This window comes from Bartonella sp. W8151 (assembly GCF_016100385.1).
Taxonomy (GTDB): Bacteria; Pseudomonadota; Alphaproteobacteria; order Rhizobiales; family Rhizobiaceae; genus Bartonella; species Bartonella apis.
The window spans coordinates 77,277-102,418 of the sequence record NZ_JACFSO010000004.1; the positions used below are offsets into that span (position 1 = coordinate 77,277).

General features: G+C 44.8%; 23 protein-coding genes and 2 tRNA genes. 18 read left to right on the forward strand and 7 right to left on the reverse strand.

Annotation, left to right across the window (positions count from 1 at the left end; translation table 11 throughout):
* The first annotated feature begins 10 nt into the window (after nucleotides 1–10).
* From nrdR to nusB, 5 genes are all read left to right on the forward strand, one after another.
* Nucleotides 11–493: a transcriptional regulator NrdR gene (gene nrdR, locus H3V14_RS08300; RefSeq protein ID WP_075870797.1), complete on the forward strand. Its 483-nt coding sequence runs from the start codon at nucleotides 11–13 to the stop codon at nucleotides 491–493.
* On the forward strand, nucleotides 486–1,598 hold the full coding sequence (gene ribD, locus H3V14_RS08305; RefSeq protein WP_246785120.1) for a bifunctional diaminohydroxyphosphoribosylaminopyrimidine deaminase/5-amino-6-(5-phosphoribosylamino)uracil reductase RibD: 1,113 nt from the start codon (nucleotides 486–488) through the stop codon (nucleotides 1,596–1,598). The genes nrdR and ribD overlap by 8 nt, the downstream gene beginning before the upstream one ends.
* Complete coding sequence (locus H3V14_RS08310; RefSeq protein WP_198227955.1) at nucleotides 1,583–2,191, forward strand: riboflavin synthase; 609 nt, start codon at nucleotides 1,583–1,585, stop codon at nucleotides 2,189–2,191. The genes ribD and H3V14_RS08310 overlap by 16 nt, the downstream gene beginning before the upstream one ends.
* A 196-nt stretch (nucleotides 2,192–2,387) precedes the next feature.
* Nucleotides 2,388–2,843, forward strand: a complete 456-nt coding sequence (locus H3V14_RS08315; RefSeq protein ID WP_075870795.1) for a 6,7-dimethyl-8-ribityllumazine synthase — start codon at nucleotides 2,388–2,390, stop codon at nucleotides 2,841–2,843.
* On the forward strand, nucleotides 2,840–3,316 hold the full coding sequence (gene nusB, locus H3V14_RS08320; protein ID WP_075870794.1) for a transcription antitermination factor NusB: 477 nt from the start codon (nucleotides 2,840–2,842) through the stop codon (nucleotides 3,314–3,316). Before H3V14_RS08315 ends, nusB begins: the two co-directional genes overlap by 4 nt.
* 151 nt (nucleotides 3,317–3,467) lie before the next feature.
* Here nusB and H3V14_RS08325 read toward each other — a convergent pair whose 3' ends face one another.
* Nucleotides 3,468–3,980, reverse strand: coding sequence for an outer membrane protein assembly factor BamE (locus H3V14_RS08325; RefSeq protein WP_075870793.1), 513 nt, complete (start codon nucleotides 3,978–3,980; stop codon nucleotides 3,468–3,470).
* Nucleotides 3,981–4,205: 225 nt separating this feature from the next.
* Here H3V14_RS08325 and H3V14_RS08330 point away from each other — a divergent pair, with 225 nt between their 5' ends.
* The 5 genes from H3V14_RS08330 to H3V14_RS08350 all read left to right on the forward strand — a co-directional run bounded on the left by H3V14_RS08330 (nucleotide 4,206) and on the right by H3V14_RS08350 (nucleotide 8,081).
* Nucleotides 4,206–4,781 carry a DUF177 domain-containing protein gene (locus tag H3V14_RS08330; RefSeq protein ID WP_075914364.1) on the forward strand — a complete coding sequence of 192 codons (576 nt, stop codon included), beginning with the start codon at nucleotides 4,206–4,208 and terminating at the stop codon, nucleotides 4,779–4,781.
* 136 nt (nucleotides 4,782–4,917) lie between these two features.
* Complete coding sequence (gene plsX / locus H3V14_RS08335; RefSeq protein WP_075914365.1) at nucleotides 4,918–5,976, forward strand: phosphate acyltransferase PlsX; 1,059 nt, start codon at nucleotides 4,918–4,920, stop codon at nucleotides 5,974–5,976.
* A gap of 59 nt (nucleotides 5,977–6,035) precedes the next feature.
* Nucleotides 6,036–7,010 carry a beta-ketoacyl-ACP synthase III gene (locus tag H3V14_RS08340; RefSeq protein WP_198227957.1) on the forward strand — a complete coding sequence of 325 codons (975 nt, stop codon included), beginning with the start codon at nucleotides 6,036–6,038 and terminating at the stop codon, nucleotides 7,008–7,010.
* 73 nt (nucleotides 7,011–7,083) lie between these two features.
* Complete coding sequence (locus H3V14_RS08345; protein ID WP_075870789.1) at nucleotides 7,084–7,395, forward strand: integration host factor subunit alpha; 312 nt, start codon at nucleotides 7,084–7,086, stop codon at nucleotides 7,393–7,395.
* Nucleotides 7,396–7,574: 179 nt separating this feature from the next.
* Nucleotides 7,575–8,081 carry a MerR family transcriptional regulator gene (locus H3V14_RS08350; RefSeq protein ID WP_075870788.1) on the forward strand — a complete coding sequence of 169 codons (507 nt, stop codon included), beginning with the start codon at nucleotides 7,575–7,577 and terminating at the stop codon, nucleotides 8,079–8,081.
* Nucleotides 8,082–9,164: 1,083 nt separating this feature from the next.
* On the opposite strand, the gene H3V14_RS08355 is transcribed toward H3V14_RS08350, so the two are convergent.
* Nucleotides 9,165–9,239, reverse strand: a tRNA-Val gene (locus tag H3V14_RS08355).
* Nucleotides 9,240–9,343: 104 nt separating this feature from the next.
* Nucleotides 9,344–9,706 (reverse strand): cell cycle two-component system response regulator CpdR, encoded by a 363-nt coding sequence (cpdR, locus tag H3V14_RS08360; protein WP_075870787.1) that lies wholly within the window; start codon nucleotides 9,704–9,706, stop codon nucleotides 9,344–9,346.
* A 216-nt stretch (nucleotides 9,707–9,922) separates the two neighbouring features.
* Here cpdR and H3V14_RS08365 point away from each other — a divergent pair, with 216 nt between their 5' ends.
* Together H3V14_RS08365 and H3V14_RS08370 are read left to right on the forward strand one after the other, a co-directional pair.
* On the forward strand, nucleotides 9,923–10,801 hold the full coding sequence (locus H3V14_RS08365; protein ID WP_198227959.1) for an N-formylglutamate amidohydrolase: 879 nt from the start codon (nucleotides 9,923–9,925) through the stop codon (nucleotides 10,799–10,801).
* A 217-nt stretch (nucleotides 10,802–11,018) separates the two neighbouring features.
* Nucleotides 11,019–11,819, forward strand: coding sequence for an inositol monophosphatase family protein (locus tag H3V14_RS08370; protein WP_371809461.1), 801 nt, complete (start codon nucleotides 11,019–11,021; stop codon nucleotides 11,817–11,819).
* Here the strand turns inward: H3V14_RS08370 and H3V14_RS08375 are convergent.
* The gene (locus H3V14_RS08375; RefSeq protein ID WP_198227961.1) at nucleotides 11,809–12,729 is read right to left on the reverse strand and encodes an alpha/beta fold hydrolase; all 921 of its coding nucleotides are present in this window, start codon (nucleotides 12,727–12,729) and stop codon (nucleotides 11,809–11,811) included. The two genes, H3V14_RS08370 and H3V14_RS08375, sit on opposite strands and share 11 nt — an antisense overlap.
* A 417-nt stretch (nucleotides 12,730–13,146) precedes the next feature.
* On the opposite strand from H3V14_RS08375, the gene H3V14_RS08380 reads away from it, so the two are divergent.
* From H3V14_RS08380 to H3V14_RS08390, 3 genes are all read left to right on the forward strand, one after another.
* Complete coding sequence (locus tag H3V14_RS08380; protein WP_198228355.1) at nucleotides 13,147–13,665, forward strand: Hsp20 family protein; 519 nt, start codon at nucleotides 13,147–13,149, stop codon at nucleotides 13,663–13,665.
* 513 nt (nucleotides 13,666–14,178) lie between these two features.
* Nucleotides 14,179–18,906: a glutamate synthase large subunit gene (gene gltB / locus H3V14_RS08385; protein ID WP_198227963.1), complete on the forward strand. Its 4,728-nt coding sequence runs from the start codon at nucleotides 14,179–14,181 to the stop codon at nucleotides 18,904–18,906.
* A gap of 49 nt (nucleotides 18,907–18,955) precedes the next feature.
* Nucleotides 18,956–20,410 (forward strand): glutamate synthase subunit beta, encoded by a 1,455-nt coding sequence (locus H3V14_RS08390; RefSeq protein ID WP_198227965.1) that lies wholly within the window; start codon nucleotides 18,956–18,958, stop codon nucleotides 20,408–20,410.
* Nucleotides 20,411–20,664: 254 nt separating this feature from the next.
* Here H3V14_RS08390 and H3V14_RS08395 read toward each other — a convergent pair.
* Both H3V14_RS08395 and H3V14_RS08400 read right to left on the reverse strand, forming a co-directional pair.
* Nucleotides 20,665–20,741, reverse strand: a tRNA-Pro gene (locus H3V14_RS08395).
* A gap of 451 nt (nucleotides 20,742–21,192) precedes the next feature.
* Complete coding sequence (locus H3V14_RS08400; RefSeq protein ID WP_143238542.1) at nucleotides 21,193–21,540, reverse strand: cytochrome c family protein; 348 nt, start codon at nucleotides 21,538–21,540, stop codon at nucleotides 21,193–21,195.
* A gap of 228 nt (nucleotides 21,541–21,768) precedes the next feature.
* On the opposite strand from H3V14_RS08400, the gene H3V14_RS08405 reads away from it, so the two are divergent.
* The gene (locus H3V14_RS08405) at nucleotides 21,769–22,140 is read left to right on the forward strand and encodes an iron-sulfur cluster assembly accessory protein (RefSeq protein ID WP_198227967.1); all 372 of its coding nucleotides are present in this window, start codon (nucleotides 21,769–21,771) and stop codon (nucleotides 22,138–22,140) included.
* A gap of 138 nt (nucleotides 22,141–22,278) precedes the next feature.
* On the opposite strand, the gene mazG is transcribed toward H3V14_RS08405, so the two are convergent.
* Nucleotides 22,279–23,130, reverse strand: a complete 852-nt coding sequence (gene mazG, locus H3V14_RS08410; RefSeq protein ID WP_198227969.1) for a nucleoside triphosphate pyrophosphohydrolase — start codon at nucleotides 23,128–23,130, stop codon at nucleotides 22,279–22,281.
* Between the two features lie 115 nt (nucleotides 23,131–23,245).
* On the opposite strand from mazG, the gene galE reads away from it, so the two are divergent.
* Together galE and H3V14_RS08420 are read left to right on the forward strand one after the other, a co-directional pair.
* A complete protein-coding gene (gene galE, locus H3V14_RS08415) occupies nucleotides 23,246–24,253 on the forward strand; it encodes a UDP-glucose 4-epimerase GalE (RefSeq protein ID WP_075914375.1) in 1,008 nt (335 codons plus the stop codon).
* 25 nt (nucleotides 24,254–24,278) lie between these two features.
* Entirely contained in the window at nucleotides 24,279–24,488 is a 210-nt protein-coding gene (locus H3V14_RS08420; RefSeq protein WP_198228357.1) for a molybdopterin-binding protein, read from the forward strand.
* Nucleotides 24,489–25,142 lie beyond the last annotated feature (654 nt).

Consider the following 25,142-nt stretch of genomic DNA (forward strand, 5'->3'; position numbering starts at 1 on the left):
GGAGTAAAAAATGCGGTGTCCTTACTGTCAATCTGAAGATACTCAGGTAAAGGACTCGCGTCCGGCCGAAGATGGTTCGGTTATCCGTCGCCGCCGCATATGTCCCGTATGCGGCGGACGGTTTACTACTTTTGAACGTGTCCAGTTGCGGGAGTTAATGGTTACGAAGAAAAGCGGACGCCATGTCCCCTTTGACCGTGACAAACTGATGCGCTCGGTTGAAGTGGCGTTGCGCAAAAGAAATGTCGACCCTGAACGGGTCGAACGGGCAATATCCGGTATTGTCCGGCAGCTTGAGAGTTCGGGCGAGCCCGAGATACCATCCGAAGAGATAGGGCGCCTCGTCATGGAAGCATTGAAAGGCATTGATGACATCGCCTATATCCGTTTTGCGTCCGTCTATCGCAATTTTCGTAATGCCAGTGATTTTCACGATGTAATTGACGAGCTGTCAGATCGTAATGGCGAAAAAGAAAACACCAATAATGGCTGACGACAATACCGACCGTCGCTTTATGGCCGCGGCCATCCGTCTGGCTCATCGGCATATTGGTGAAACTGCCGAAAATCCTTCCGTCGGTGCACTTATCGTAAGCTATGACGGCAAAACAATCATAGGTCACGGAGTGACAGCAATTGGCGGCCGGCCACATGCAGAAACGCAAGCGTTACAAATGGCGGGTGAAAATGCACGTGGCAGCACAGTCTATGTGACACTTGAGCCCTGTTCGCATTATGGGAAAACTCCGCCATGTGCAAATGCACTGATAAAAGCTGGCGTCAAACGCGTTGTCATTTCACTTTGTGATCCTGATAAAAGAGTTTCAGGACGCGGTATCAAAATGTTGGAGGATGCCGGCATTATTGTCGAAACAGGGCTGTTGGCGGACTATGCTTTTGAGGGATTAAGCGCTTATTTGGCAAACAGGAAACTTTCCCGCCCTGAAGTGACACTAAAAATGGCAATCTCTGCAGATGGTGGTATCGGGCTTTTAGGCAAACGGAACGTTTCGATCAGCAATGGAATATCGCATTCTGTCAGTCATATGATGCGTGCGGAAAACGACGCTATTATGGTTGGAAGCAACACAGTTATAACGGATGATCCGGAACTTGATTGCCGATTGCCGGGATTGGAAAAACGTTCGCCGGTACGCGTGGTTGTTGATCGGAGGCTTACAATCGACGTCAACTGTCGAGTGGTTGAAACAGCAAGGTTTTTGCCAACTTGGGTGATTGTCGGCAAACACGCTGATCAAACAAAAATAGCAGCGTTCGAGAAAAAAGGCGTAAATATCTTTGTGCTAGATGACAGCAACGGCTTGATAGCGCCGAAAGATATTCTTGCGGTCTTGTTTGATAATCATATTTCAAGCATTCTGCTTGAGGGGGGCACTCGACTTGCGTGTACCTTTCTGGATAAGCAGTACGTTGACAAAATCGTCCTTTTCCGTTCAACAATTGAATTGGGCAAGAATAGAATTCCCGCACCGGATTTTGAAAAATATCTCGGTCATTTTGACAAGGTCAACAAGGCCAGATTTGGCGAAGACATATATAACGAATGGAGATACCATCCTCAATGTTTACTGGAATAGTGACAGATATAGGAAAAATAGCCGGGATTGAACCTCTTAACGAAGGTTTACGACTAAAGATCGCGAACCATTACGATATAAACTCGATTGATATCGGAGCTTCTATCGCATGTTCCGGCATATGTCTGACTGTCGTAGAAAAATCCGACGACACAAAAAATATGCAGTGGTTTGCAGTCGAAGCTTGGGAAGAGGCATTAAGGCTCACCAATATTTCAAGCTGGAAAGTTGGACGGCATATCAATCTCGAACGGTCTTTGAAACTTGGCGACGAAATGGGTGGCCATCTTGTTTCCGGTCATGTTGACGGTTTGGCGGAAATAACCGACATAACCGATGAGGGTGACGCCAGACGTTTCAAACTCGAGACGCCTCGGGAATTATCTCCTTTTATAGCGCGTAAAGGGTCGGTTGCACTGGATGGGACGTCGTTGACGGTCAATGTTGTCAAAGACAACATCTTTGATGTTCTGATTATTCGCCATACGCTCAACGTAACAACGTGGGGAGAACGTAAGAGGGGTGATCGTGTCAACCTCGAAATCGATCAGCTTGCGCGTTATGCGGCGCGTCTTTCCGAATTCAACAGGTAAGCTGAAAATAAATATTTTTTCACTGCGGCATCTTAAGTCTTCAAATGACGTTCCAATGAAATCATTTTAGGAAAAGCAGCTTTCGCATTTTTGAAAACTGTTCTAAAGGGAATGATATTGGCTCAACCATTATTTTTATAATGGGCTTTGAGGGACATAGAGTGTCAACCCTATTATTGAGTTATAGGATCAGATTATGACAAAGAAAAATGTGAAGAAGGCTCGTTTACTCATTGTAGAAGCCCGTTTTTATGATGAAATTTCCAACGCCTTGTTGAAAGGTGCAACAGAAACACTGAAAGCGGCAAATGCAGATTTTGATGTTGTAACTGTTCCGGGCGCATTGGAAATTCCGGCTGCGATTGCTTTTGCCGAAAAAAGTGAAAGAAAATATGACGGCTATGTCGCATTGGGATGCGTCATCAGGGGCGAAACATATCATTTCGAGATTGTGTCCAACGAATCATGCCGTGGTATTGCTGATTTGAGCGTGCGCAAGCGGCTGGCTATTGGCAATGGTATTATAACCGTTGAAAACGAGAAACAGGCTTGGGCTCGCGCGCTGCCGGATAAAAAGAATAAAGGTGGTTTTGCTGCCGAGGCAGCGCTACACATGATAGCGCTTAAAGCCAAGTTCGGAGCAAATCATTGAGTAATACTTCTGCCAATAATCATAATGGGTCGCGCCGTGCCAATAAACGTGGCGCGGCACGTTTGGCTGCTGTTCAGGCACTCTATCAGATGGACGTTGCCGGCACTGGAATTTTGGAAATAACATCGGAATACGAGACTTATCGATTAGGACAGGAAGTCGATGGCGAGCAATATCTTGAAGCCGATCCACAATGGTTCCGCGCAATTATAGCAGGTGTATTGGATGAACAACGGCTGCTTGATCCGATGATCCGCCAGCTTTTGCCCGAGGATTGGCCTCTGTCACGTATTGACTCGACTTTGCGTGCTATATTGCGGGCGGGCGCTTGGGAAATAAAAAATCGTAAAGATGTACCGATCGCAGTTGCAATAAGCGAGTATGTGGATATTGCCAAAGCATTTTTCGACGGTGAAGAGCCGAGAATGGTTAATGCTGTTCTCGATAAAATGGCAAAAGAATTGCGCAACTAATAAAGTTGCAAAAGCGGAAATTGCATTAGATATTTAAAAAAAGCTCTATCGAAAGATAGAGCTTTTATTTTTGTCTGATGTTTTCCGGTCTTCAGTCACTGTAACGAAAGCTTTATTTTTTCATTAAAAACAGCTTCCCGGGCAGGAAATTTTACCTGCCCGTTTGTGGCAATTGCGGCACGCCTTTCGAGCCTTTGATGAGCTGTGACAGGAATGATTGGTCGTGACCACCCGTTGGTGTAGTCTGCGAAATGCTGTCGAAGACCTTTCCATCCTGCAAGCCGTAATTTGCAATTCGTTCAACCTGTCCATTCTTGTTGAAATAGATAGCAAGTATCTTACGATCAACAATTTTAGGCTTCATGAATTGCGCACCGCGATAACGCGTTTGCGAAATATAATAAAAAACCTCGTTGTCATACATCGCGGTCATAGATGGCGAACCAAGAGCAAGTAACACCTGATCGCGACTTGAGCCAACTGGCACGGAAGCAAGTGCCGACTCGTCGAGTACATAGCCTTCGTTATAGGTTTGGCTTGTCTTGAGTAAATCATGAGACTTACAGCCACTCATTGTAATTGCAGTTGCAGCCATTAAACCGATAAGTAACCCATGCTTAGCTCGGGTTTTAATGCGGATCGTGTGAAACAATGACATCTCCATCTAACGCATGGCAGGGAATTATTATTTTTCAATCTTTTTGCCTAAACCACCTTAAAGCCGTTTGCAATAGATTGCATCGCTGCCAAGTTGCAATTATTAACAATGACTATGTTAAAATGTCGGAGCTTTTGATGCGTTTCAAGTGCGGAACTTGGTGCCAAAAGTGTTAAATTGCACGGACAACCGACCCGACAAAGGCAGTCGAATTACAATACGAGGCGCATTATGCACAATAATGACCACACAAGCGACAATGAACAACATATAATGAAGTTTGCAATCCATTATCCGGTTAATGTCCGTTCACTTCCGGTAAAGGGCGTGCGAATAAAAATCGAAGCTGATGAAAAAGAACGGCTGAAGCTGAAAGAAAATCATGGTCTTTTAGGTGTAGATTCTTTTCGTGCCGATGTTCACATCAGTCCATGGAAAAAACGTGGTGTGCGCGTCAAAGGCAAATTCGAGGCGGAAGTCGTGCAAGCCTGTGTCGTAACGCTTGAACCACTTCACAAGCATGTCGAGGAAGAAGTTGAGTCTGTATTTGTTCCCGAAGGATCAAAGCTTGTAAAATATGAAGAGCTTGAAAATACCGGAGAAGTTTTTGTCGATGCCGAAGGACCGGATACACCGGAAGTATTTCATGGCGACACAATAGATGTAGGTGCATTTCTTGAGGAGTTTTTCGAACTTTCATTAGACCCCTATCCACGAAAAGAAGGGGTTCATGGCGATTACATTGAAGATATGGAAAAAGAAGAGGAGCAGTCATCGCCATTTGCCGTTTTGAAACAATTGAAATGACCAACGCCACCAAAAAAACGATTTTTATAGTTGTATAATGGCTTAAAACCGGTATTTTCGGCATAAAGTTTCACGAAGCATCGTCCTGAAACGATGCTTTTCTATATAAAATCAGAAACTAATAGGACATTTAAGAGTGATCAGAATTTCTGTGGATGCAATGGGCGGCGATTTTGGCCCGGAGATCACAATTGCCGGTGCAGCAATTGCGCAGAAACGTTTTCCTGAAATACGTTTTATTTTTTACGGTGTTGCAAGTGCAGTAGAACCAGTCTTGAAGCGCTATCCGGAACTTGCTTCCGCTTCGACATTCATTGCAACCGAAACCTATACCCGTATGGACGAAAAACCCAGCCAGGCGTTGCGGAACGGCCGTGGAAAATCATCTATGTGGAAAGCGATTGAAGCTGTAAAAAACGGTGAGGCAGACGCTTGCGTGTCAGCCGGTAACACCGGTGCATTGATGGCAATGTCCTATTTTTGTTTAAGAATGATGGAAGAGGCCGATCGTCCCGGTATTGCGGGCGTATGGCCAACATTACGCGGTGAAAGTATTGTCCTTGATATCGGCGCTACAATCGGTGCTTCGTCAGATCAGCTTGTTGATCTTGCTGTGATGGGGGCCGGCATGTTCCGTGCACTTTATAATGTCAAACGTCCAACTGTCGGATTGCTCAACATAGGCGTTGAAGAGGTCAAAGGTCTTGATGAAATCAAGCAAGCAGGCATGATGTTGCGGGAAATCGGGCTGGATGGATTGGAATATAAGGGATTTGTCGAGGGCAATGATATCGGAAAGGGTACTGTGGATGTCGTTGTTACCGAAGGATTTTCGGGCAATATCGCCTTGAAGGCGGCAGAAGGGACAGCCCGCCAGATGGCACAGATTTTACGCGAGGCAATGTCGAGTTCGTGGTTGACAAAACTGGGTTACCTTTTTTCAATAAGTGCTTTCCGTCAGCTCAAACAGAAAATGGATCCGGGGCGTGTGAATGGCGGTGTACTGCTCGGACTTAACGGCGTTGTTATCAAAAGTCATGGCGGAACCGATGCGGATGGGTTTGCTTCTGCTTTACGGGTGGGCTATGAAATGGTTAACAATAAACTTCTCGAGAAAATTGCAGCCGATTTGAGGCATTTTCACGATAAAAAACCCGAGCTTCTTGAGCGTGGCACCCATGCAGGGCATGATTGAGAACGCAATTATACGTATGAACGACTGAATATTGATTCGCTGGTTGAGGATAGAACTGAATGATTCGATCTGCCATATGTGGCATAGGAAGTGCGCTGCCAAAAAAGAAAATGTTAAACAGCGAACTTGAAGGCATTGTCGAGACATCCGATGCATGGATCGTTCAACGGACAGGGATTCGCCAGCGTTATATAGCCGGAAAAGATGAAACAACTGTTTCACTCGGTGCCGCGGCGGCGCGGGCAGCGCTTGATAATGCGGGGCTTACTGTTGCCGATGTTGATTGTATAATTCTTGCAACTGCAACGCCTAACCATACATTTCCTGCTTCTGCTGTTGAAATACAGAATGCATTGGGAATGTCGCACGGTTTTGCTTTCGATGTGCAGGCTGTATGTTCAGGCTTCGTTTTTGCAATGACAACTGCCGATCTTTATTTGAAAGGCGGCATGGCAAAGCGAGTTCTTGTAATCGGTGCAGAAACTTTTTCTCGTATCCTTGACTGGAATGACCGTTCAACTTGCGTACTTTTCGGAGACGGGGCAGGGGCCGTTATTCTTGAAGCAGTGGAAAATCAGAGCGGTACCAACAGCGATCGTGGCATCCTTGCATGTAAACAACGTTCTGATGGCGCATATGTCGATAAGCTTTATGTCGATGGTGGTCCGTCGACGACGCAGACAACAGGCCATTTGCGAATGGAGGGGCGCGAAGTATTCAAACACGCTGTAGGCATGATCACTGATGTGGTCGATGAGTGCTTTTCCGCAACCGGTATTTCTCCTTCCGAACTCGACTGGTTTGTGCCTCACCAGGCAAATAAACGCATCATTGATGCATCTGCCAAAAAGCTCGGTATTGCGGATCATAAAGTTGTCATTACAGTGGATCAACATGGCAATACATCGGCTGCGTCAGTGCCTTTGGCGCTTGCGGTTGCTGTTAATGATGGTAGAATAAAAAAAGGTGATCTGGTCATGCTGGAGGCAATGGGCGGCGGATTCACATGGGGAGCTATTCTTATCCGCTGGTAACCTTACGGCAACTTGACCGGCAATGAATATTACGTATAAGTTTTTTAGCTTCAATTTTAAGAAGGCGATTGTTATGGCTGGTAACACAGTAACGCGTGCAGATTTGGCAGATGCCGTTTGCAGGAAAGTTGGCCTGTCACGTACAGAGTCGGCTTCGTTGGTTGAAATGATCCTTGATGAAGTTTGTGATGCAATTGTTAAGGGTGAAACTGTAAAATTATCTTCATTTGCAACTTTTCATGTTCGCAATAAAACCGAACGCATTGGCCGTAATCCGAAAACCGGTGAAGAAGTACCGATTTCACCCCGTCGCGTCATGACGTTCAAAGCATCGAATGTTTTGAAAAAAAAGATTTTGGATGGTCACCGTTCAAAGAAGTCCTGACCCGACACTATTGTTTTTCAGTTATGTAAAAGTGTCTTTTATAAGTGGCTGTTCTGTAATAAGAAATAGGTGAATTCACAGAGTTCGCCGAAGCACTTGGCAGCTTAACAGGATTCATTTGGAAGGGGTCAAGTTCAACATCGGGTTAGAGGTCGGTTTTAGTCGGCAAAGGTCAAAAAATGGATAAAAGTCCAGATGCTTTCCGTACAATTAGTGAAGTTGCTGAAGCGTTGGATCTCCCACAACATGTCTTGAGATTTTGGGAAACACGTTTTTCACAAATAAAGCCGTTAAAACGCGGTGGTGGTCGTCGTTATTATCGACCGGCAGACGTCGATTTGCTTAAAGGAATCCGACAACTTTTATATGAGCAAGGCTACACCATAAAGGGTGCCCAGCGCTTGTTGAAGGAAAATGGCATTGCCTTTGTCATTGCACTCGGCAATGGCGACATCGCGGCGATTGATGCAATTACGCAGAAAAAAAAGGCCGAAGAAGAAGCCGAGAACACCCCACTGCCGGCAAAGCCGCAGCAATCAAAAGGGTTATTCAGCTTTATGAAATCGGATTCTGATGCTGAAGTGGGCGGAAGTAGCATCGGAAAGGGCAAAGACAATAAAACACTGCTTCAAGAAGCGTTATTCGAATTGATAGAATGCAAGAGAGTTCTCGATCGAGCCCGCTAAGTCAACGAACAAGATAATTTAGTTCATTGTGAGCTGATTTATTGAGCATTTCTGTGTATCGGTCGCAAGTGTCGGCCAAAGTGACTTGCTGTGGCGGTGAGAAGGAGATTGTTTTTTCCCAGCCTTGGCATTTGTTATCGGCTCGATTTTTTCTATTTCTCTCTGTTGATACAATCCGGAGATTGAACAAAAATTGAAAGAGCGGCTTTACGACGATCTTTTCAACACACAGAATTAAATTTTTTGAATGTTAAATATCTTGATGAATCAATAATATTTTGGGTTCTCTTATTTGTTAAATTTGGGTTCTCTTATTTGTTAAAATTGATATTCAAAGGTTCCCACCCTGTGGACCGTTGTCCCGATTTAAGTGGATTTTTTAAGCTCATCCTACCGGGTGTATAGGGATGAGCACTGGCCATTTTTTTAAAACTTGAACCGAACTCGTTGTGCTCTAATGAATGGGGCAAGATTATTAGTATTTTCCAACGGCATGGACGGAAAACGAAATTTGTTGATGCGCTTCCTTGGGAGCGATTCTAATGATTTTTCAAGGCAAGTTCGCAGAACAGGAAAATTGGTCGGCAAAATGGTTATAAAGCCGTTATCTTATTCATGGGGTTTATTTTGTCGCATGCAGGGTACTGAAAGGGGTTCGTTATCCCAATGATTTTCATTTTGTAAAAAATGGAGGAACAGTCCGCTTCCCGATTGACATGTTTGTCGCGTTTGAGTGAGAGCTTTCGGTCATTTCACCGGAACTGCGAACTGCGGCTTCCGGAAACTGTGCCGTAATTGAAAGATGCTTGTTTTAAAGAATCGGTTTTTCAGGATGTTAATTCCGGTTTTTCTCGAAGCCGAGTTTAATCCGGAATTAAAAGCGAAGTTTCAAACTGTTTTTGTTCAATGGGGCACACCGGAGAAAGGGAGGAACAGATGATCTGATGACCTCATATTGCCTCAAACAGATGCGAAGCATGAGTAAACGGTCTGGCTTTTAACACTCTGACTTGTAAGCCGAAATTACCGGAAAACCGGATTTAGACGGTCAATTAAAAATATACCCTTTATTTGGAAAACAGATGGTGGGCGTGACAGGGATTGAACCTGTGACCCCTACAATGTCAATGTAGTGCTCTCCCTCTGAGCTACACGCCCATCTGACGCTGTTGCATACACCACAACAAAACCGTGAGGTCAATGCTTTTTTATAAAAAATAATCTAAAATTTGACGAAAATGATGATTTCAAAAACCGGTCTATCAAGCTGCAATCAACATTTTCTCGACTTCCGAGACAAGTTCGCGCAAATGGAACGGTTTGGACAAAACTTTTGCGTCACGAGGGGTGTTGCTATCGGAATTCAGCGCAACGGCGGCAAATCCGGTAATAAACATAACCCGCAAATCCGGATCAATTTCAGTAGCACGGCGAGCAAGCTCAATGCCATCCATTTCCGGCATAACGATATCGGTCAGGAGAAGTGAGAATGGCTCTTCTTGCAGCCGTTCATAAGCGCTTGCACCGTTATCGAAATCGGTAACTTCGTAACCGGCCCGTTCAAGGGCTTTTGCTAAAAAGCGACGCATATCATTATCGTCTTCGGCAAGCAAAATACGTTTCATTATAGTGTCCAGCAATTGTTTATAAGAATTTGAACCTTATCTCTCTTTTATTCATACAATAAATCCAGTTGGTAAAAAAAGCGATAAACGCTGTCGGAGCGAGTTTGTTTTATATAATGGTTAATTCGTAGTTGCGAATGACGGGGCAGTCGGTTTACCTTTTTTAATAAATATACGATTGGTTTTAATAAAATTTACGATTGGCAGGTTTTTCAAATGGATTTAATGAGTGTCACAGCGTTCCAATATAGCGAGCCGGCTGAACTCAGAGTTCCGTTTCTGTTCAATTCCCCCCATTCCGGTCGCATATATCCGAAAAGCTTTTTGGAACAATCCGTTCTTGATAATTTTACGATACGTATTTCTGAAGACAGCTACGTCGACTTGTTATTCAATGGGGTTGTCGGTCTTGGTGCAGCTTTTATGGCAGCAAATTTCCCCCGTGCATTTCTTGACGTTAATCGTGAGCGTTACGAGCTTGATCCCGATATGTTTTTTGAACCTTTACCGGAATCTGTCCCGAAGCCGTCAATGCGGGTTCTGGCGGGTTTAGGAACAATCCCGAAAATCGTAGCAACAGGTGTACAAATATATAATGGTCGAATTCATCTTGATGATGCAATGGAGCGGATTGAAAAACTTTATGTTCCTTATCATGACCACCTTGCAGCCAAGCTTCTTACAATGAGAAATCGTTTTGGATTTGCAGTTCTTATCGACTGTCATTCGATGCCGGGAAAGTTGAAGTTTTTTGATGGAGGCGGGCAGCCGGATTTTATTCTGGGTGATCAAAATGGACAATCCTGTGCCAATGCGTTTGTGGAATATGCCGCCGAATGTTTGAGTCGAAAAGGCTATCAGGTCACTCTTAATCGGCCTTACTCGGGTGGCTTTATTACCACCCATTACGGTCGACCATCCGAAAACATCCATGCTTTGCAGATAGAAATAAACAGAAGCCTGTATCTCGACGAGATTACGCGCGAAGCCAACATTAATTTCGATATATTGCAAAGTGATCTGATTGCTCTTTCTGCCGACCTTATGGCCTTTCCTGAACAAGAATTGATGGTTTGTAAAGCCGCAGCGGAATAAATCCGAAGCCGTTAGAATTCGAGAATTGGCGCTTTTGTTTCCGATTTATGTAAGTTTTCTAAAAAAATTGCGGGAAACATATCACCGGATAATAATGCAAAAGACACGCGTGATTATAAAAGCCGCTCTGATCGATGATTTTCCGTCTATCTTAAGCATTGAGAATTGGCACAAAAACAGGTTAAATGATTTGTATTGAGTTTTGTTTGAAATCAGGATGGTCGAAAAAAGCATGAGCAATGTTCCGGGGTTCGAATTTTTTAAAAAACTCTCCGATATCGTCGAGCACACTTCGCTCCCCATTTTTCGACATCCGCTATCAATTGATAACAAAGACCTTAATGGTTTTGACCCCGTCACAATTGCTGATCGTGAAACCGAAATAGCATTAAGAGAATATATTCATCGGGAACGGCCTGATGACGGAATTTTGGGAGAGGAATTTCCAACGCTCGCGGGGCTGAATAACAATTTATGGGTAATTGATCCGATTGACGGGACGCGTTCTTTTATCACAGGTATGCCGACGTGGGGTAGTCTCGTTGGTTTGAAGACGGAAGGTAAGGCCGTTGCCGGTATGATGGCTCAGCCTTTTACACGCGAAATTTATTATAGTTGTGGCAAAGGCGCTTACCTTTACACAGAAAACGACGGGCATCACCAGAAACTATCCGTCAGTAATTGTAAATTGCTTGATAAAGCGACAATGATGACGACTGCGCCGGAACTTTTCGACGGGGAAAATCAAAGCCGGTTTCAAAAACTTTCGCAGAAAGTCCGTTTAACCCGTTACAGTGCGGATTGTTATGCTTTTGCGATGCTCGCGTCCGGTTTTGTCGACTTGGTGGTCGAGACAGACCTGAAGCCTTATGACATAACCGCGCTCATTCCGATTGTGGAACAAGCGGGCGGAATCATCAGACAATGGAACGGCAAAAAAGCTGAAGATGCCGGCAATATCATCGCTTCGGCAACTCCCGAACTTTTGGAAGCGGCCTTATCAATACTCAATGATTGATTTCATAGGCGTTGGTTCCGGGAATAAACGCGTCGAACAATGCCCAAAACTGTTTTTGGTAATTTTCTTTATCATTTAACAAGTCGTGTCCGGCGCCAATAAGTGTGATTGTATCGGCTAGCCTGACATTATGACAAAAGTGACGAACTTCGCTTGCATTAGTCAATCTGTCATTGTGTCCGGTGACAAACAAAGCGGGAAAACGGAGGTCATTTTTTTCAAGGCGTTCTCTTGCGTAAATTGCAGTGTCAAACACATGGGCAAGCCATCTCCTGTCAAGAACGGCGAATACCTCTTCCTTATGATCGCCGCTGTCGGAGTAGCCTTTATTAAAGTCGTAACTTTGAAAAATCGATTTTCCTTGTCTCAACTTCATATGTCCGAGCCCGAAATCATTCATCATCTCGCTGATTTTGTGTTCAAAACCACCGATCTTATGACCTAAAGGACTGAAGAAAGGTGAAATGCCGAGAAAGCGATTGCATTGGTTGTTGATAATATCAATGCTGGAGATCGCAATAAGACAGCCGATATCATAACCAAGAAAATAATAGGGCGGAGGGCAGTCCGCATAGACAATTTTGTCAAGAAATTCCTCAAGATCACCGATATGTCGGTTAATATCAAATGTGCGTTGAGCAGTTTCGCGCTCCTTTTCGTCGGATGGGGTGGAAGCTCCCTGTCCATACCAATCAAACGATGCATAGGTAAAACCACGATCAACAAGTTTGGAAAACAGGTTTTTATACCGCTCCGAACTGTCGGCAATTCCTTGTAGAAAAATAACAGTTCCCTTTTGAAAATTATGTTTTCTTACGTTCTTGACGATGCCTAGACGCCTTTTATCAGACGTTTCCATAAACGACGAAAAGAGGAGAGCAGGTATCTTTTCGACTTTTGACGCGTTCAAGTGCAATTATTCGGGCTTTCTCTGTTACATGATAATTGGTCTATCCATTTAAATTGTAACATTTAAAAAAGCATTTCCTCAAGATTGAGGTATGACGAATAGTTCTAAAAATTGTCCGGTTCGTGAAGAAAAACCATTATGTGACGTCGCGACACGTGTGAATAGGGGGGGAGGCGCAACACGTCAAAAGCTGACCTGTTGGTTCGGGAAGCGCAATTGGGAAAAATGGTTTACTTCAATATTTTTAAAAGATTTTCACTGATGGGTTTTTCGGGATGGGGTTATCTCTTGAAAGATCAGAAAATAATAACCACATAAACTATGCGATCGCCGATACGGGGTCGCTGGTTATATGGGTCTGCCTTGAAGGAGATCGTAATAATCAAACATTCGTCGCTCTGAAGGAGGGCAATTATGATGCGTCAAGTAGATTTTTCACCATTATATCGTTCAACTGTCGGTTTTGACCGCTTGTTCAATATGTTTGATACAATGACACAGCCGGAGAGTGTTCAAGCTTATCCGCCTTACAATATCGAACGGTTGGGCGAAAATTCTTATCGGATTTCCATGGCGGTTGCCGGTTTTTCCGAAGATGAAATTGATATTGAAGCCCAAAGTCACCAACTCACCGTTAAAGGCGAGAAATCTCGTGAAGAAGAGAATGATGAAGGTGATTTTCTCTATCGCGGAATAGCTTCCCGGTCATTTGAACGTCGCTTCCAATTAGCGGATCATGTTGAAGTGGTCGGTGCACAACTACAAAACGGTTTGCTTCACATTGAACTCAAACGGGAAATTCCCGAAGAGATGAAGCCGCGGAAAATTGCGGTGCAGACATCGAAGGCTTCCAATACGAATAAACGTGTACAAAAACACGAAATATCGAAACATGAAACGCCGAAACATGAGATGGAAGTCGAAGCGGCAGAATAATTATTCCCGAAAATTTATAACTATCGGCGTGGGACGCGTATGTAGGCGTGTCCCACGCTTTATATTATTTTATATGCTTTTGCAGACTTTTCCACGGCTTTTATTGGCCTGATCATGCCGCTTTAAAAGTTGTGCGTTGTCCAATATTTCAGAATATTGTTGTTGGCTTGAACGGTAAATAGAAACGTGCACTACGAGACACTATAGATAACTGTAAAAATTGTAGGACATCAGGGATTGATTGCAATATTGCACTGATATCACATCGCTCCTAATGAGCGTATAAAAACAAATGAAATCAAAAATACTCTGTAACGCAATAAGCACAAAAATAATTTAAAATAGTTGAAATAATATTTCATTTTTGGTTTTTGATGGTTGAAAACTTAGAACCTTTCTGACATAGCTTATAAAAAGTGAAATTTCACAGTGTTTCTTTTGCGACCGAAAGACTAGATGTTGTCGTTTTCTGTCGAAATTTCGGGTTTGGGTTTTGGAAAAAGGGCTTTCTAAATGTCGGATAGCGTAATTTCAGGTAATAAAATTACTCAAAACGGTTCGATAGCGTCATCATCGACAAATGAAGGTGTTGCTTCATCATATGGACTTCCTTCTGCTCGGGGACTTTATAGTCCGCGTAATGAACATGACGCTTGCGGCGTCGGCTTCATCGCCCAATTAAAAAATGTGAAATCCCATAAAATTATTCAAGACGGGCTATTTATGCTTGAAAACCTCACCCATAGAGGTGCGGTCGGAGCGGATCCTCTGGTGGGAGACGGTGCAGGCATACTGGTGCAGATACCCGATCGCTTTTTTCGCGAAGTGATGGCTGAACAGGGGGTCGAATTGCCAAAGGCCGGACAGTATGCTGTCGGTCATATATTTATGCCGCGCGACGAGGCAATGCGGGCTCATATCGAGCAGATTGTCAAGGAAGTTATTGCATCTGAAGGGCAGCATTTTATCGCTTTTCGTGATGTGCCGGTTGATAATTCCTCACTATCGAAAGCTCCTGCAATTGTTGCAACAGAGCCGGTTCATCGACAGGTGTTCATCGGGCGTGATCCGTCGATAAAGTCGGATGATGATTTTGAACGCCGTCTTTTTGTGCTTAGAAAAGTCATTTCAAACAGAATTTTTCATGAAACTGGCGGTCGTGATAACGGCTTTTATGTTGTGTGTCTGTCTTCACGCACGGTCATTTATAAAGGTATGTTTCTGGCCTTTCAGGTGGGTGCTTATTATAAGGATTTGCAGGATGAACGGTTCGAAAGTGCATTAGCTCTTGTTCACCAGCGTTTTTCGACAAACACTTTTCCTTCTTGGAAACTTGCCCATCCATATCGAATGATCGCTCATAATGGCGAAATCAATACGTTGAGGGGAAACGTTAACTGGATGGCTGCTCGTCAGGCTTCAGTAGACTCGGAACTTTTCGGTAACGATATTTCCAAGCTTTGGCCTATTTCTTACGAAGGCCAGTCGGATACTGCGTGTTTCGATAATGCTTTGGAATTTCTGTGTCAGGGAGGGTATTCGCTTCCTCATGCAATGATGATGCTCATTCCGGAAGCTTGGGCAGGAAATAGTCTGATGAACGTCGAAAGGCGTTCATTCTATGAATATCACGCAGCACTAATGGAACCATGGGACGGACCCGCGGCAATTGCTTTCACCGACGGTCGCCAGATTGGAGCGACGCTTGATCGTAATGGCCTTCGTCCGGCGCGGTATATTGTAACAGATAATGATTATGTCATTATGGCTTCGGAAGCCGGTGTCATTCCTGTTGAAGAAAAACATATTATTCGTAAATGGCGCCTGCAACCGGGAAAGATGTTGCTCATCAATCTGGAAGAGGGGCGCATCGTTTCGGATGAAGAAATCAAGTCGGAAATTGCGTCGAAGCACCCTTACCGGAAATGGCTTGATAATACCCAGCTTATACTGGAAGATCTTGCCCCGGTTGAACCAAGGTCGCTTCGTAAAGATGTCTCGCTTCTCGACAGGCAACAGGCTTTTGGCTACACTCAGGAAGATAAAAAATTTCTGCTTTCGCCAATGGCAACGACAGGGCAGGAACCTATCGGTTCAATGGGCGTCGATACGCCGATTTCTGCAATGTCCGACAAATCGAAACTGCTTTATACCTATTTCAAGCAGAATTTTGCGCAAGTTACCAATCCCCCGATCGATCCTATTCGTGAAGAATTGGTGATGAGTCTGGTTTCTTTCATCGGCCCACGTCCGAATATATTCGATTTGGTCGGAACCTCCCGTCGCAAGCGGTTGGAAGTGCGTCAGCCAATCCTGACCAACGGTGATCTCGAAAAAATCAGGGCAATCGGCCAGACAGAAGATCATTTCGATACAAAGACAATTGATATCACCTATTCTGTTCAGGAAGGGGCAGAAGGGCTTGAAGGTGCATTGGAACGCCTTTGTGAACGTGCTGAAGCCGCAGTCCACGGTGGTTATAACATTATCATTCTGTCCGATCGGCAGATAGGGCCGGATCGTATACCGATTCCCGCGTTGCTTGCGACAGCCGCAGTTCATCATCACTTGATAAGAAAAGGTTTGCGCACGTCTGTCGGTTTGGTTGTCGAAACGGGTGAACCGCGAGAAATCCACCATTTCTGCTGCCTTGCAGGTTATGGCGCCGAAGCCATCAATCCATATCTCGCATTCGACACTTTGAACGATATGTTCGAACGGGGTGAATTTCCAAAGGAAGTCGAAGAGCACGAGGTCATCTACCGCTATATCAAGTCGATTGGTAAAGGCATGTTGAAGGTCATGTCCAAAATGGGGATATCGACTTACCAATCCTATTGTGGTGCCCAGATTTTTGATGCTGTGGGCCTGAAACAGTCGTTTGTCGACCGGTTCTTCACGGGTACAGCCACTACCATAGAAGGTGTCGATCTCGACCAGATTGCGACAGAAACTGTAAAACGCCATACGGCAGCATTCAGTAATGATCCTGTCCTTCTTCATTCGCTAGATGTCGGTGGTGAATATGCCTATCGTGTGCGTGGTGAAGCCCACATCTGGACACCCGACGCAGTTGCAAGTTTGCAGCATTCGGTGCGCACGTCCAATCCAGCTCTTTTCACCGCTTATTCACAGCGTATCAACGGAGAAACTGCGCGAGCCAAAACTATTCGTGGTCTTTTCAAGATCAAGAGTGCGGAAGAACGCGGGGCAAAACCAGTCGCAATAGAGGATGTCGAACCGGCAGCCGAAATTGTAAAGAGGTTCTCGACAGGTGCGATGTCGTTTGGCTCGATCTCTCGCGAGGCGCACACAACATTGGCTCGCGCCATGAATAAGATCGGTGGTAAATCCAACACAGGTGAAGGTGGCGAGGAACCCGATCGGCTCTATCCATTGCCGGATGGTTCTAAAAATCCGGAACGTTCGGCCATCAAGCAAGTCGCTTCCGGACGCTTCGGCGTTACAGCCGAATATCTCGTTAATGCCGATGTCATCCAGATTAAAGTGGCTCAAGGTGCCAAGCCTGGTGAAGGTGGACAATTACCGGGACACAAAGTCGATGCAATCATTGCGAAGACACGTCACTCGACACAAGGCGTCGGCTTGATTTCGCCGCCTCCGCACCATGATATTTATTCAATTGAAGATTTGGCTCAGCTCATCTTCGATTTGAAAAATGTCAACGAGTTTGCAGATATTTCGGTGAAACTTGTGTCTGAAGTAGGGGTCGGAACGGTAGCAGCCGGTGTTGCCAAAGCACGTGCCGACCATATTACCATTTCCGGTTATGATGGAGGCACAGGCGCTTCGCCTCTGACTTCGGTCAGAAATGCTGGATCATCATGGGAAATGGGGCTTGCTGAAACCCAGCAAACTCTAGTCCTCAACGGCTTGCGTTCTCGCGTTGCATTGCAGGTAGATGGCGGTTTACGTACAGGGCGCGATGTTATCATTGGCGCGCTACTCGGAGCCGACGAATTCGGTTTTGCAACGGCACCACTTATTGCTGCCGGCTGTGTAATGATGCGCAAGTGTCACTTAAACACATGTCCGACGGGCGTTGCCACGCAGGATCCTGTATTGCGCAAGCGCTTTAAAGGAACGCCGGAACATGTCATCAATTTCTTCTTTTATCTAGCCGAAGAAGTACGCGCGATACTGGCACATATGGGGTTCAAAAAGCTTGATGACATTATCGGCCAGTCCGATTTGTTGGATAAGCAACCCGCAATCGACCACTGGAAAGCCAAAGGTCTCGATTTCAGCCGGATATTTTATAAACCGGATGCGGAAAAGAAACAGACAAGGCATACTGAACGCCAGCATCATCCGATTGACGATGTTCTTGACCGCAAACTGATCGAAAAGGCTGCACCGGCGCTGGAAAACAAAAAGTCGGTAGAGTTTGAAACGCTTATACGTAACGTTGACAGATCGGTCGGCGCAATGCTTTCCGGTGAAGTTGCAAGGCGTTATCGTCAGAAGGGACTGCCGGATAACACCATCAATATTCACTTCAAAGGTACCGCAGGCCAGTCGTTTGGTGCTTTTCTTGCCAGAGGTGTTACTTTTGATCTTATCGGCGACGGTAATGACTATGTCGGCAAGGGTCTTTCGGGAGGAAGAATCATTGTTCGGCCACCGGAAGACAGTAATGTCGTAGCCGAAGACTCGATTATTGTGGGTAACACTGTTCTCTATGGCGGCATCGAAGGAGAATGTTATTTCCGTGGTGTTGCGGGTGAACGTTTTGCAGTCCGCAATTCCGGCGTTGCTGCTGTCGTTGAGGGTGTCGGCGATCATGGTTGCGAATACATGACCGGCGGGGTTGTCGTGGTCATCGGCAAGACTGGCCGCAATTTTGCTGCCGGTATGTCCGGAGGCGTCGCCTATGTGCTGGATGAGGCAGGAGATTTTGCCCAGAGATGTAATATGGCAATGGTCGAGCTTGAACCGGTTCCGGAAGAAGATGATATGCTTGAGAAGCTTCATCATCATGGTGGCGACCTTATGCATAAGGGACGTGTCGATGTATCGGCCAATATGACCCATCATGATGAAGAGCGTCTGGCACAGATGATTGCAAATCATCTACACTATACGGGATCTGAACGGGCTAAAGAAATCCTTGATAATTGGGATCAATACCGTCCGAAATTCGTGAAAATCATGCCGGTCGAATATCGCCGTGCTTTGGAAGAAATGGAACAGATGCGCATGGAAACGGCTGCCGAATAAAATCGGCAGTCCCAATCTCAAATGCAAAAGTCAGATACGGAAATAACAAATGGGTAAAGTAACCGGTTTTCTTGAAATAGATCGCCAATCTCAGAAGTATCAGCCAGCCTCTGATCGCGTCCGCCATTTTCGGGAATTTACAATCCCGATGTCCGAAGCAGAAGTTCAAAAACAGGCTGCACGGTGTATGGATTGTGGCATTCCTTACTGTCATGGTTCGACAGGATGTCCTGTCAATAACCAGATACCCGATTGGAATGACCTTGTTTATAAGGGCAATTGGAAAGAAGCTATAAGCAATCTTTTATCCACCAACAATTTCCCCGAGTTTACGGGAAGGGTTTGTCCATCACCTTGTGAAGAAGCTTGCACACTGAACCTTGAAGACGTGCCGGTAACCATCAAGACGATTGAACAAACGCTCGCCGACAAGGCATTTGCGCTCGGCTTTTTTGCTCCTCAGCCAAATGAGGCAAAGACAGGAAAGAGAGTTGCGGTTATCGGTTCGGGACCTTCGGGACTGGCTGCTGCCCAGCAATTGGCACGTGCCGGCCATATGGTTGATGTTTATGAACGGGAAAATCGCCCCGGTGGTCTTCTGCGTTACGGCATCCCCGACTTTAAAATGGAAAAACATCATATTGATCGCCGTGTCGAACAATTGGAAGGCGAGGGGGTAACGTTTTATTGCGGCGTCAATATCGGTGTCGATAAAGCTGTCGATGACCTATTAGCCGAATATGATGCTGTTCTCTATTGTGGTGGTTCGGAAACTCCGCGCAAAATCGATATACCGGGTGTTCATTTCCATGGTGTACACGATGCTATGTGTTATCTTGTGCAACAGAATAAACGCGTTGGTCGTGAAAATATCGAGTCGGTTGGTTGGCCTTCACCATCTATCACAGCCGATGGAAAGCACGTTGTAGTCGTGGGCGGCGGTGATACTGCTTCGGACTGCATTGGCACGGCTTTCCGTCAAGGTGCTGTAAAAGTCACGCAGCTTGATATTCGCCCCCAGCCGCCGGCAAAAGAAGACAAACTTAGCGTTTGGCCTTATTGGGCAACCAAAATGCGTACTTCAACAAGTCAGGCCGAGGGGGCTGAACGGGAATTCCAGGTTGCGACCCTTGAATTCATAGCTGAAAACGGTGAGCTGACGCATGTTAAATGCTGCCATGTTGACGAACAACGCAAACCGATAGCCGGAACCGAATTTTTTATCCGTGCTGATCTTGCTTTCATCGCGATCGGTTTTGCAGGGCCCTTCGAGACCGGCGTTTGCAGCGAATTGGGCGATCGGCTGAAGTTGCAAATCGACCGTCGTGGAGCTCGCTCTGTCCAGGCTGATACCAACAACTATAAAACCAGTGTGGATAAGCTATTTGCTGCCGGTGACGTCAGACGCGGTCAATCACTCGTCGTATGGGCAATCAGGGAAGGGCGCCAGGCTGCCCGCTCTATCGACGAATTTTTGATGGGTGAGACATTGCTCCCCCGTTAAATTGCATTACCAAAACCGGTAACTGCCAAATTCTGCGTTTTAAAGCTTCGGATATTCCGGAGCTTTTTTTGTTTACCTTGGCTTGGTTTAACGCTGGATGCGTTCAAAATATTCTGAAAAGTTACAAGGTTTTTTAAATCTCAAAATTGCAGGTCGGCAGATGACATTTCCTGATCTGACAATCGATGAACGCAACTTCACGCGAAGGTTCAAGATTTCATGCAAGTTAGACCAAAGATTCAGGAGAAGAAAAATGGTCGGAGCGGCGGGATTCGAACCCACGACCCCTTGACCCCCAGTCAAGTGCGCTACCGGACTGCGCTACGCTCCGAACCGTGAAGAAGGCCTAAAATACTAACGATATAAAGGCAAGTGAAAAATTTTTAAAAAAGGACAAAACAGCGAAAATTCGAAAGGTTTTTATCTGCTACGACGTGTTGAAGAGTCGTTCTATGCACCATAATTTGCGATTTTTATTTGTTTTTTTCGCTCGAGTCTGTCCAACATAGAATTCGATATAAAAAATCTTTGAATATCAATGTGTTGGACTGAACCGCATTGGCATTATGACACGCCACGATCTTATGAAACGGAGGGCGATAAGTGATTTTAGATTTTTTTTGAAAGATGATTTTTAAGTCGTTACATTCAGCAGATTGCGATATTCATTTATCAATACCCCATACGCCCTTGTGTGTGACCACAATGCCTATTCTTTAAAAAAATCAGGAAAAATAAAATGCCCTGTATCTTTTTTAATCATCAATGAACTCGCACATTCCTTATTTTTTATCCGACTGAGGTAACACGGATTTTAAATATTCAATGAGGTCGTCAATATCCGAATCATTGTTCAATCTGATTGATGCCATGCGCGTTCCTTTGACCAATCCTTGGGGATTATGAAGGTAGGTCATAAGTGTTTCTCTCGTCCAGATGAGACCATCTTTTCCGGCATTTACCATTGCAGGCGAATAGCGATAGCCCTCAAGTGACCCTGCTTTGCGGCCAATGATACCTTGAAGTGTCGGACCGATACGATTATCGGGTTTGTCTGCATTATGGCAGGCTGCACAACGTTTGAAGACGATTTTTCCATTTTCTATGTCAGCAGCATGTGTTGCAGACATGAGGGAAAAAAGAACATAAATTGTGAAACTAAAAATATTGAATTGGCGCATTTGGATTTTTCAGATTCTACTTTAAACAATTTATACGTAATAATTATTAGCACCAAATTCGGTGTTTTGGTATTCAAAGGCTGAATTCAATTCGCCTCCGATATAGGAGGCTAACTCTTGACGACAAACGTTCAAAATACCAAATTAGCCGAAAGAGTTTGAAGGATTATCTATTCCATGGCCGGATTTTCAGTAATTACAATGACCGACGCTGCCAAAAAGCGTATCCTCGACATCATGCAAGATAATGATGCTTCTGGAATCATCGTAGGCGTGAAAAAAGGCGGTTGCGCTGGGATGGAGTATACTGTCGATCTTGCCAAATCTGCAATTGAAAATGCCGATATCGCTGAAGATGGGGGTGCTCGCGTCTATGTGTCTCGTGAAGCAACTCTGTTTCTTTTGGGAACACAGATTGATTTCGAGGAAACGACATTGCATACCGGTTTTGTTTTCAATAACCCCAATCAGACATCTGCATGCGGGTGCGGTCTGTCAGTGGAAATTCGGCCCGTCGCTCAAGCCAAACTGGAGATGGCTCAAAAATAAGCGAGACCAAGGGCATCGGAATGGCATGTGTTTGCTTCCGGTCTCGCATTACGTGTGTTCGTTGCACTGTCGATAAATGTTTTGTGCCTTTGGCAGCAAGGCAGTTTATTACTTTTACTGTGGTCTGCTTTCTAGAATTTACGTTTCGCCTCGCTTGTCTTGCTTTAAATATTGTTCCAGCTTGGCTTCGTTCCAGAGATCTTCCATCTCGTCAAGGTTTGCATCTTCCAACTTTTTGTTGTGTTTTGCCAAAGCCTCTTCAATAAATTTAAATCGATAGCGGAACTTGTTATTGGCTTGTTTTAATGCTTGCTCTGGCGTAATTCCAAGTCTTCTTGCGAGATTGAGCACGGTAAAATACACGTCGCCAAATTCATCGCGTATATTTTCTTTGTTACTTGTTTCCAGTGCTTCTTTTAGTTCCAACAGTTCCTCATCAATCTTGTGAAAGATAGGTTTCGGCTCTGTCCAGTCAAAGCCGACTTCCGCCGCTCTTTTTTGTAACGCGACAGCTTCTTTTTCCACAGGCTGGGCAGTTTTAACCCCGGCGAGAAAGCCGGTTGGTGTATCATCCGGGAGGTTTGCTGCTTTGCGCTTTTTAAGCCGTTCGGCTTTTTCTTCTTTTTTGATTCGATCCCAATCGCCTTTGATAAGTCCCATTGCCCTCTGCTTTTCCGAACCGAAGACGTGTGGATGGCGGCGGATCATTTTTTTCGTTATTGCATAGACAACATCACCAAAATCGAAGCTTCCTTCTTCTTCGGCCATCCGGGCATAATAAACAACTTGCAAAAGCAAGTCTCCCAACTCTTCACAGAGGTCAAATTTATCGTTGCGGTCAATTGCATCGACGACTTCGTAAACCTCTTCAATCGTGTAGGGGATAATGGTTTTGAACGTCTGTTCTTTATCCCAAGCACAACCAGATTCAGGATCGCGCAGAGCTTTCATGATTTCGATTAGTCGGGTGATATTTTTGGATGGTTCCATTTTTATAAATCTTTCAGGCAGTAAAAAGCATTATAAAATATTATTAATCATGTCTTGTCAGTGATAAAGAATTCTTTCATAAAAGTTCCACATCTTGCGTTTTATAGGTTTTATTATGAATATTTTGGTAACGGGTGGTGCAGGTTACATTGGATCGCATTGTTGCGTCGCACTTATAAAAGCGGGTTATCGTGTCATTATTCTTGATAATTTCGGAAATAGTCATCCGGAAGTATTACGCAGGATTGAAAAGATTACCGGACGAGCACCGATTAACGAATCGGGCGATGTGAGGGACAGAAGTTTTGTCGAATATGTCCTTGACCATCATAAATGTGAGGCTGTCATCCATTTTGCCGGGCTGAAATCGGTAGCCGAATCGGAAAAGCAGCCTGATCTATACTATGATTGCAACGTTGTAGGTAGTTTAAGACTATTGCAGGCCATGAAATCGACCGGCGTCAAGAAAATGGTTTTTTCCTCAACTGCGACTGTTTATGGTGTACCGAAATATCTTCCATATGATGAAAGGCATCCGCTTAATCCCGTAAGCGTCTATGGGCGAACAAAATTGACGGTCGAAAATATGTTGCGTGATTTTTACGCGAGCGATCCGACCTGGGCTTTTTCGATTCTGCGTTATTTCAATCCGGTAGGTGCTGACGAAAGCGGATTGATCGGCGAAGACCCGAAAGGCATACCGAATAATCTTATGCCGATTATTGCACAGGTTGCATCAGGACGACGCGATAAAGTCATGATCTGGGGGAACGATTATGACACTGAAGACGGGACGGGGGTGCGTGATTATATTCATGTAAGCGATTTGGCAGAGGGGCATTTGCGAGCATTGAAAACACTGGATCACCCCGGTTGTGACGTCATCAATCTTGGGCGTGGACGCGGCTATAGTGTTATGGATGTCATCAAGGCGTTCGAACACATATCAAACAAAAAAATCAAATATGAAGTCGGGCCGAGGCGTCCCGGTGATATTGGTGAATTTTTTGCCAACCCTTCAACGGCATTTGAAAAACTTCATTGGCGGGCGGAAAAAGATTTGGAAAAAATGTGCGCCGATATGTGGAATTTTCAGGTCAAGAACCCAAATGGTTATAAATAATCCATAGATGAAAAGGAAACATATGATGAAAATCAGTGCGCGCAATATTTTAAAAGGTAAAATTGTCGCTATTAAAAAAGGTGCGACAACAGCCCATGTCCAGATCGATATTGGTGGTGCAGTGGTATCAGCCTCCATCACGAATGAAGCCGTTGATGATCTCAAGTTAGAAGTGGGCGAACAAGCAGCAGCCGTTATTAAATCTTCCGACGTCATGGTCGCTGTTGCCGACTAGACTTGCTGACCAAAATAACTATTCGTCCATGCTGATCGCGCTAGCATCTTCTCAGGAATCTTCTTGATTTCGTGATAATTCTAACGTGATCGAGTGTCGTTTAAAATTTGTAGAGTAAAAACGTCATTTGGTTATTACAGCAATAACTCATATGTTTGTTCGTAATTGCTGGTCAATTGGGGTTTACACAAAATGCAGTTCGATGAGCTGTTAACCGAGAGGAACAGAGGCGGAAATTCAACGCTATTACGCTTTTTTTATGCGGCTAATCATTTGGCAGGATGCTGCCGATTGTAAGATTAAGCTAGGCGATCGGAATTTTATTTCATCCTCTGTCCGTTAAAACATTTTTTTGATCTGCTCTATTATAGTTAGTTCACGCCGCCGTAGGCCTAGTGACACCACCCCGTTTAACGGTGACTCCGACAATCTAAAAGTCGTTCACGTCAGTAAATTCCTTTCAAAGCTGTCTTGAAAAATTTATTCTCGGACCAAAACAGACTATACCAGTCAATAGAAAGTCCATCGGACGATAGCTATTCGGGGAATAGCTATTAATGGCAAAATAATAAGAAAAGAACAGAAGATAGACACATTGACCAGGCGTTTCATTGCCTTTCAACGCCCACAAAACCATAACAATTTAAGGGGCGG

Bases quoted from the DNA above. Each gene is read 5' to 3' on its own strand.
- H3V14_RS08345 (WP_075870789.1), top strand. From the start codon at position 7,084: ATGGCTGGTAACACAGTAACGCGTGCAGATTTGGCAGATGCCGTTTGC.
- ribD (WP_246785120.1), top strand. From the start codon at position 486: ATGGCTGACGACAATACCGACCGTCGCTTTATGGCCGCGGCCATCCGT.
- H3V14_RS08420 (WP_198228357.1), top strand. From the start codon at position 24,279: ATGAAAATCAGTGCGCGCAATATTTTAAAAGGTAAAATTGTCGCTATT.
- H3V14_RS08390 (WP_198227965.1), top strand. From the start codon at position 18,956: ATGGGTAAAGTAACCGGTTTTCTTGAAATAGATCGCCAATCTCAGAAG.
- galE (WP_075914375.1), top strand. From the start codon at position 23,246: ATGAATATTTTGGTAACGGGTGGTGCAGGTTACATTGGATCGCATTGT.
- H3V14_RS08380 (WP_198228355.1), top strand. From the start codon at position 13,147: ATGCGTCAAGTAGATTTTTCACCATTATATCGTTCAACTGTCGGTTTT.
- H3V14_RS08405 (WP_198227967.1), top strand. From the start codon at position 21,769: ATGGCCGGATTTTCAGTAATTACAATGACCGACGCTGCCAAAAAGCGT.
- H3V14_RS08315 (WP_075870795.1), top strand. From the start codon at position 2,388: ATGACAAAGAAAAATGTGAAGAAGGCTCGTTTACTCATTGTAGAAGCC.
- cpdR (WP_075870787.1), bottom strand. From the start codon at position 9,706: ATGAAACGTATTTTGCTTGCCGAAGACGATAATGATATGCGTCGCTTT.
- gltB (WP_198227963.1), top strand. From the start codon at position 14,179: ATGTCGGATAGCGTAATTTCAGGTAATAAAATTACTCAAAACGGTTCG.
- H3V14_RS08350 (WP_075870788.1), top strand. From the start codon at position 7,575: ATGGATAAAAGTCCAGATGCTTTCCGTACAATTAGTGAAGTTGCTGAA.
- H3V14_RS08340 (WP_198227957.1), top strand. From the start codon at position 6,036: ATGATTCGATCTGCCATATGTGGCATAGGAAGTGCGCTGCCAAAAAAG.
- H3V14_RS08370 (WP_371809461.1), top strand. From the start codon at position 11,019: ATGGTCGAAAAAAGCATGAGCAATGTTCCGGGGTTCGAATTTTTTAAA.
- H3V14_RS08330 (WP_075914364.1), top strand. From the start codon at position 4,206: ATGCACAATAATGACCACACAAGCGACAATGAACAACATATAATGAAG.
- H3V14_RS08400 (WP_143238542.1), bottom strand. From the start codon at position 21,540: ATGTCTGCAACACATGCTGCTGACATAGAAAATGGAAAAATCGTCTTC.
- mazG (WP_198227969.1), bottom strand. From the start codon at position 23,130: ATGGAACCATCCAAAAATATCACCCGACTAATCGAAATCATGAAAGCT.
- H3V14_RS08325 (WP_075870793.1), bottom strand. From the start codon at position 3,980: ATGGAGATGTCATTGTTTCACACGATCCGCATTAAAACCCGAGCTAAG.
- H3V14_RS08365 (WP_198227959.1), top strand. From the start codon at position 9,923: ATGGATTTAATGAGTGTCACAGCGTTCCAATATAGCGAGCCGGCTGAA.
- nrdR (WP_075870797.1), top strand. From the start codon at position 11: ATGCGGTGTCCTTACTGTCAATCTGAAGATACTCAGGTAAAGGACTCG.
- H3V14_RS08310 (WP_198227955.1), top strand. From the start codon at position 1,583: ATGTTTACTGGAATAGTGACAGATATAGGAAAAATAGCCGGGATTGAA.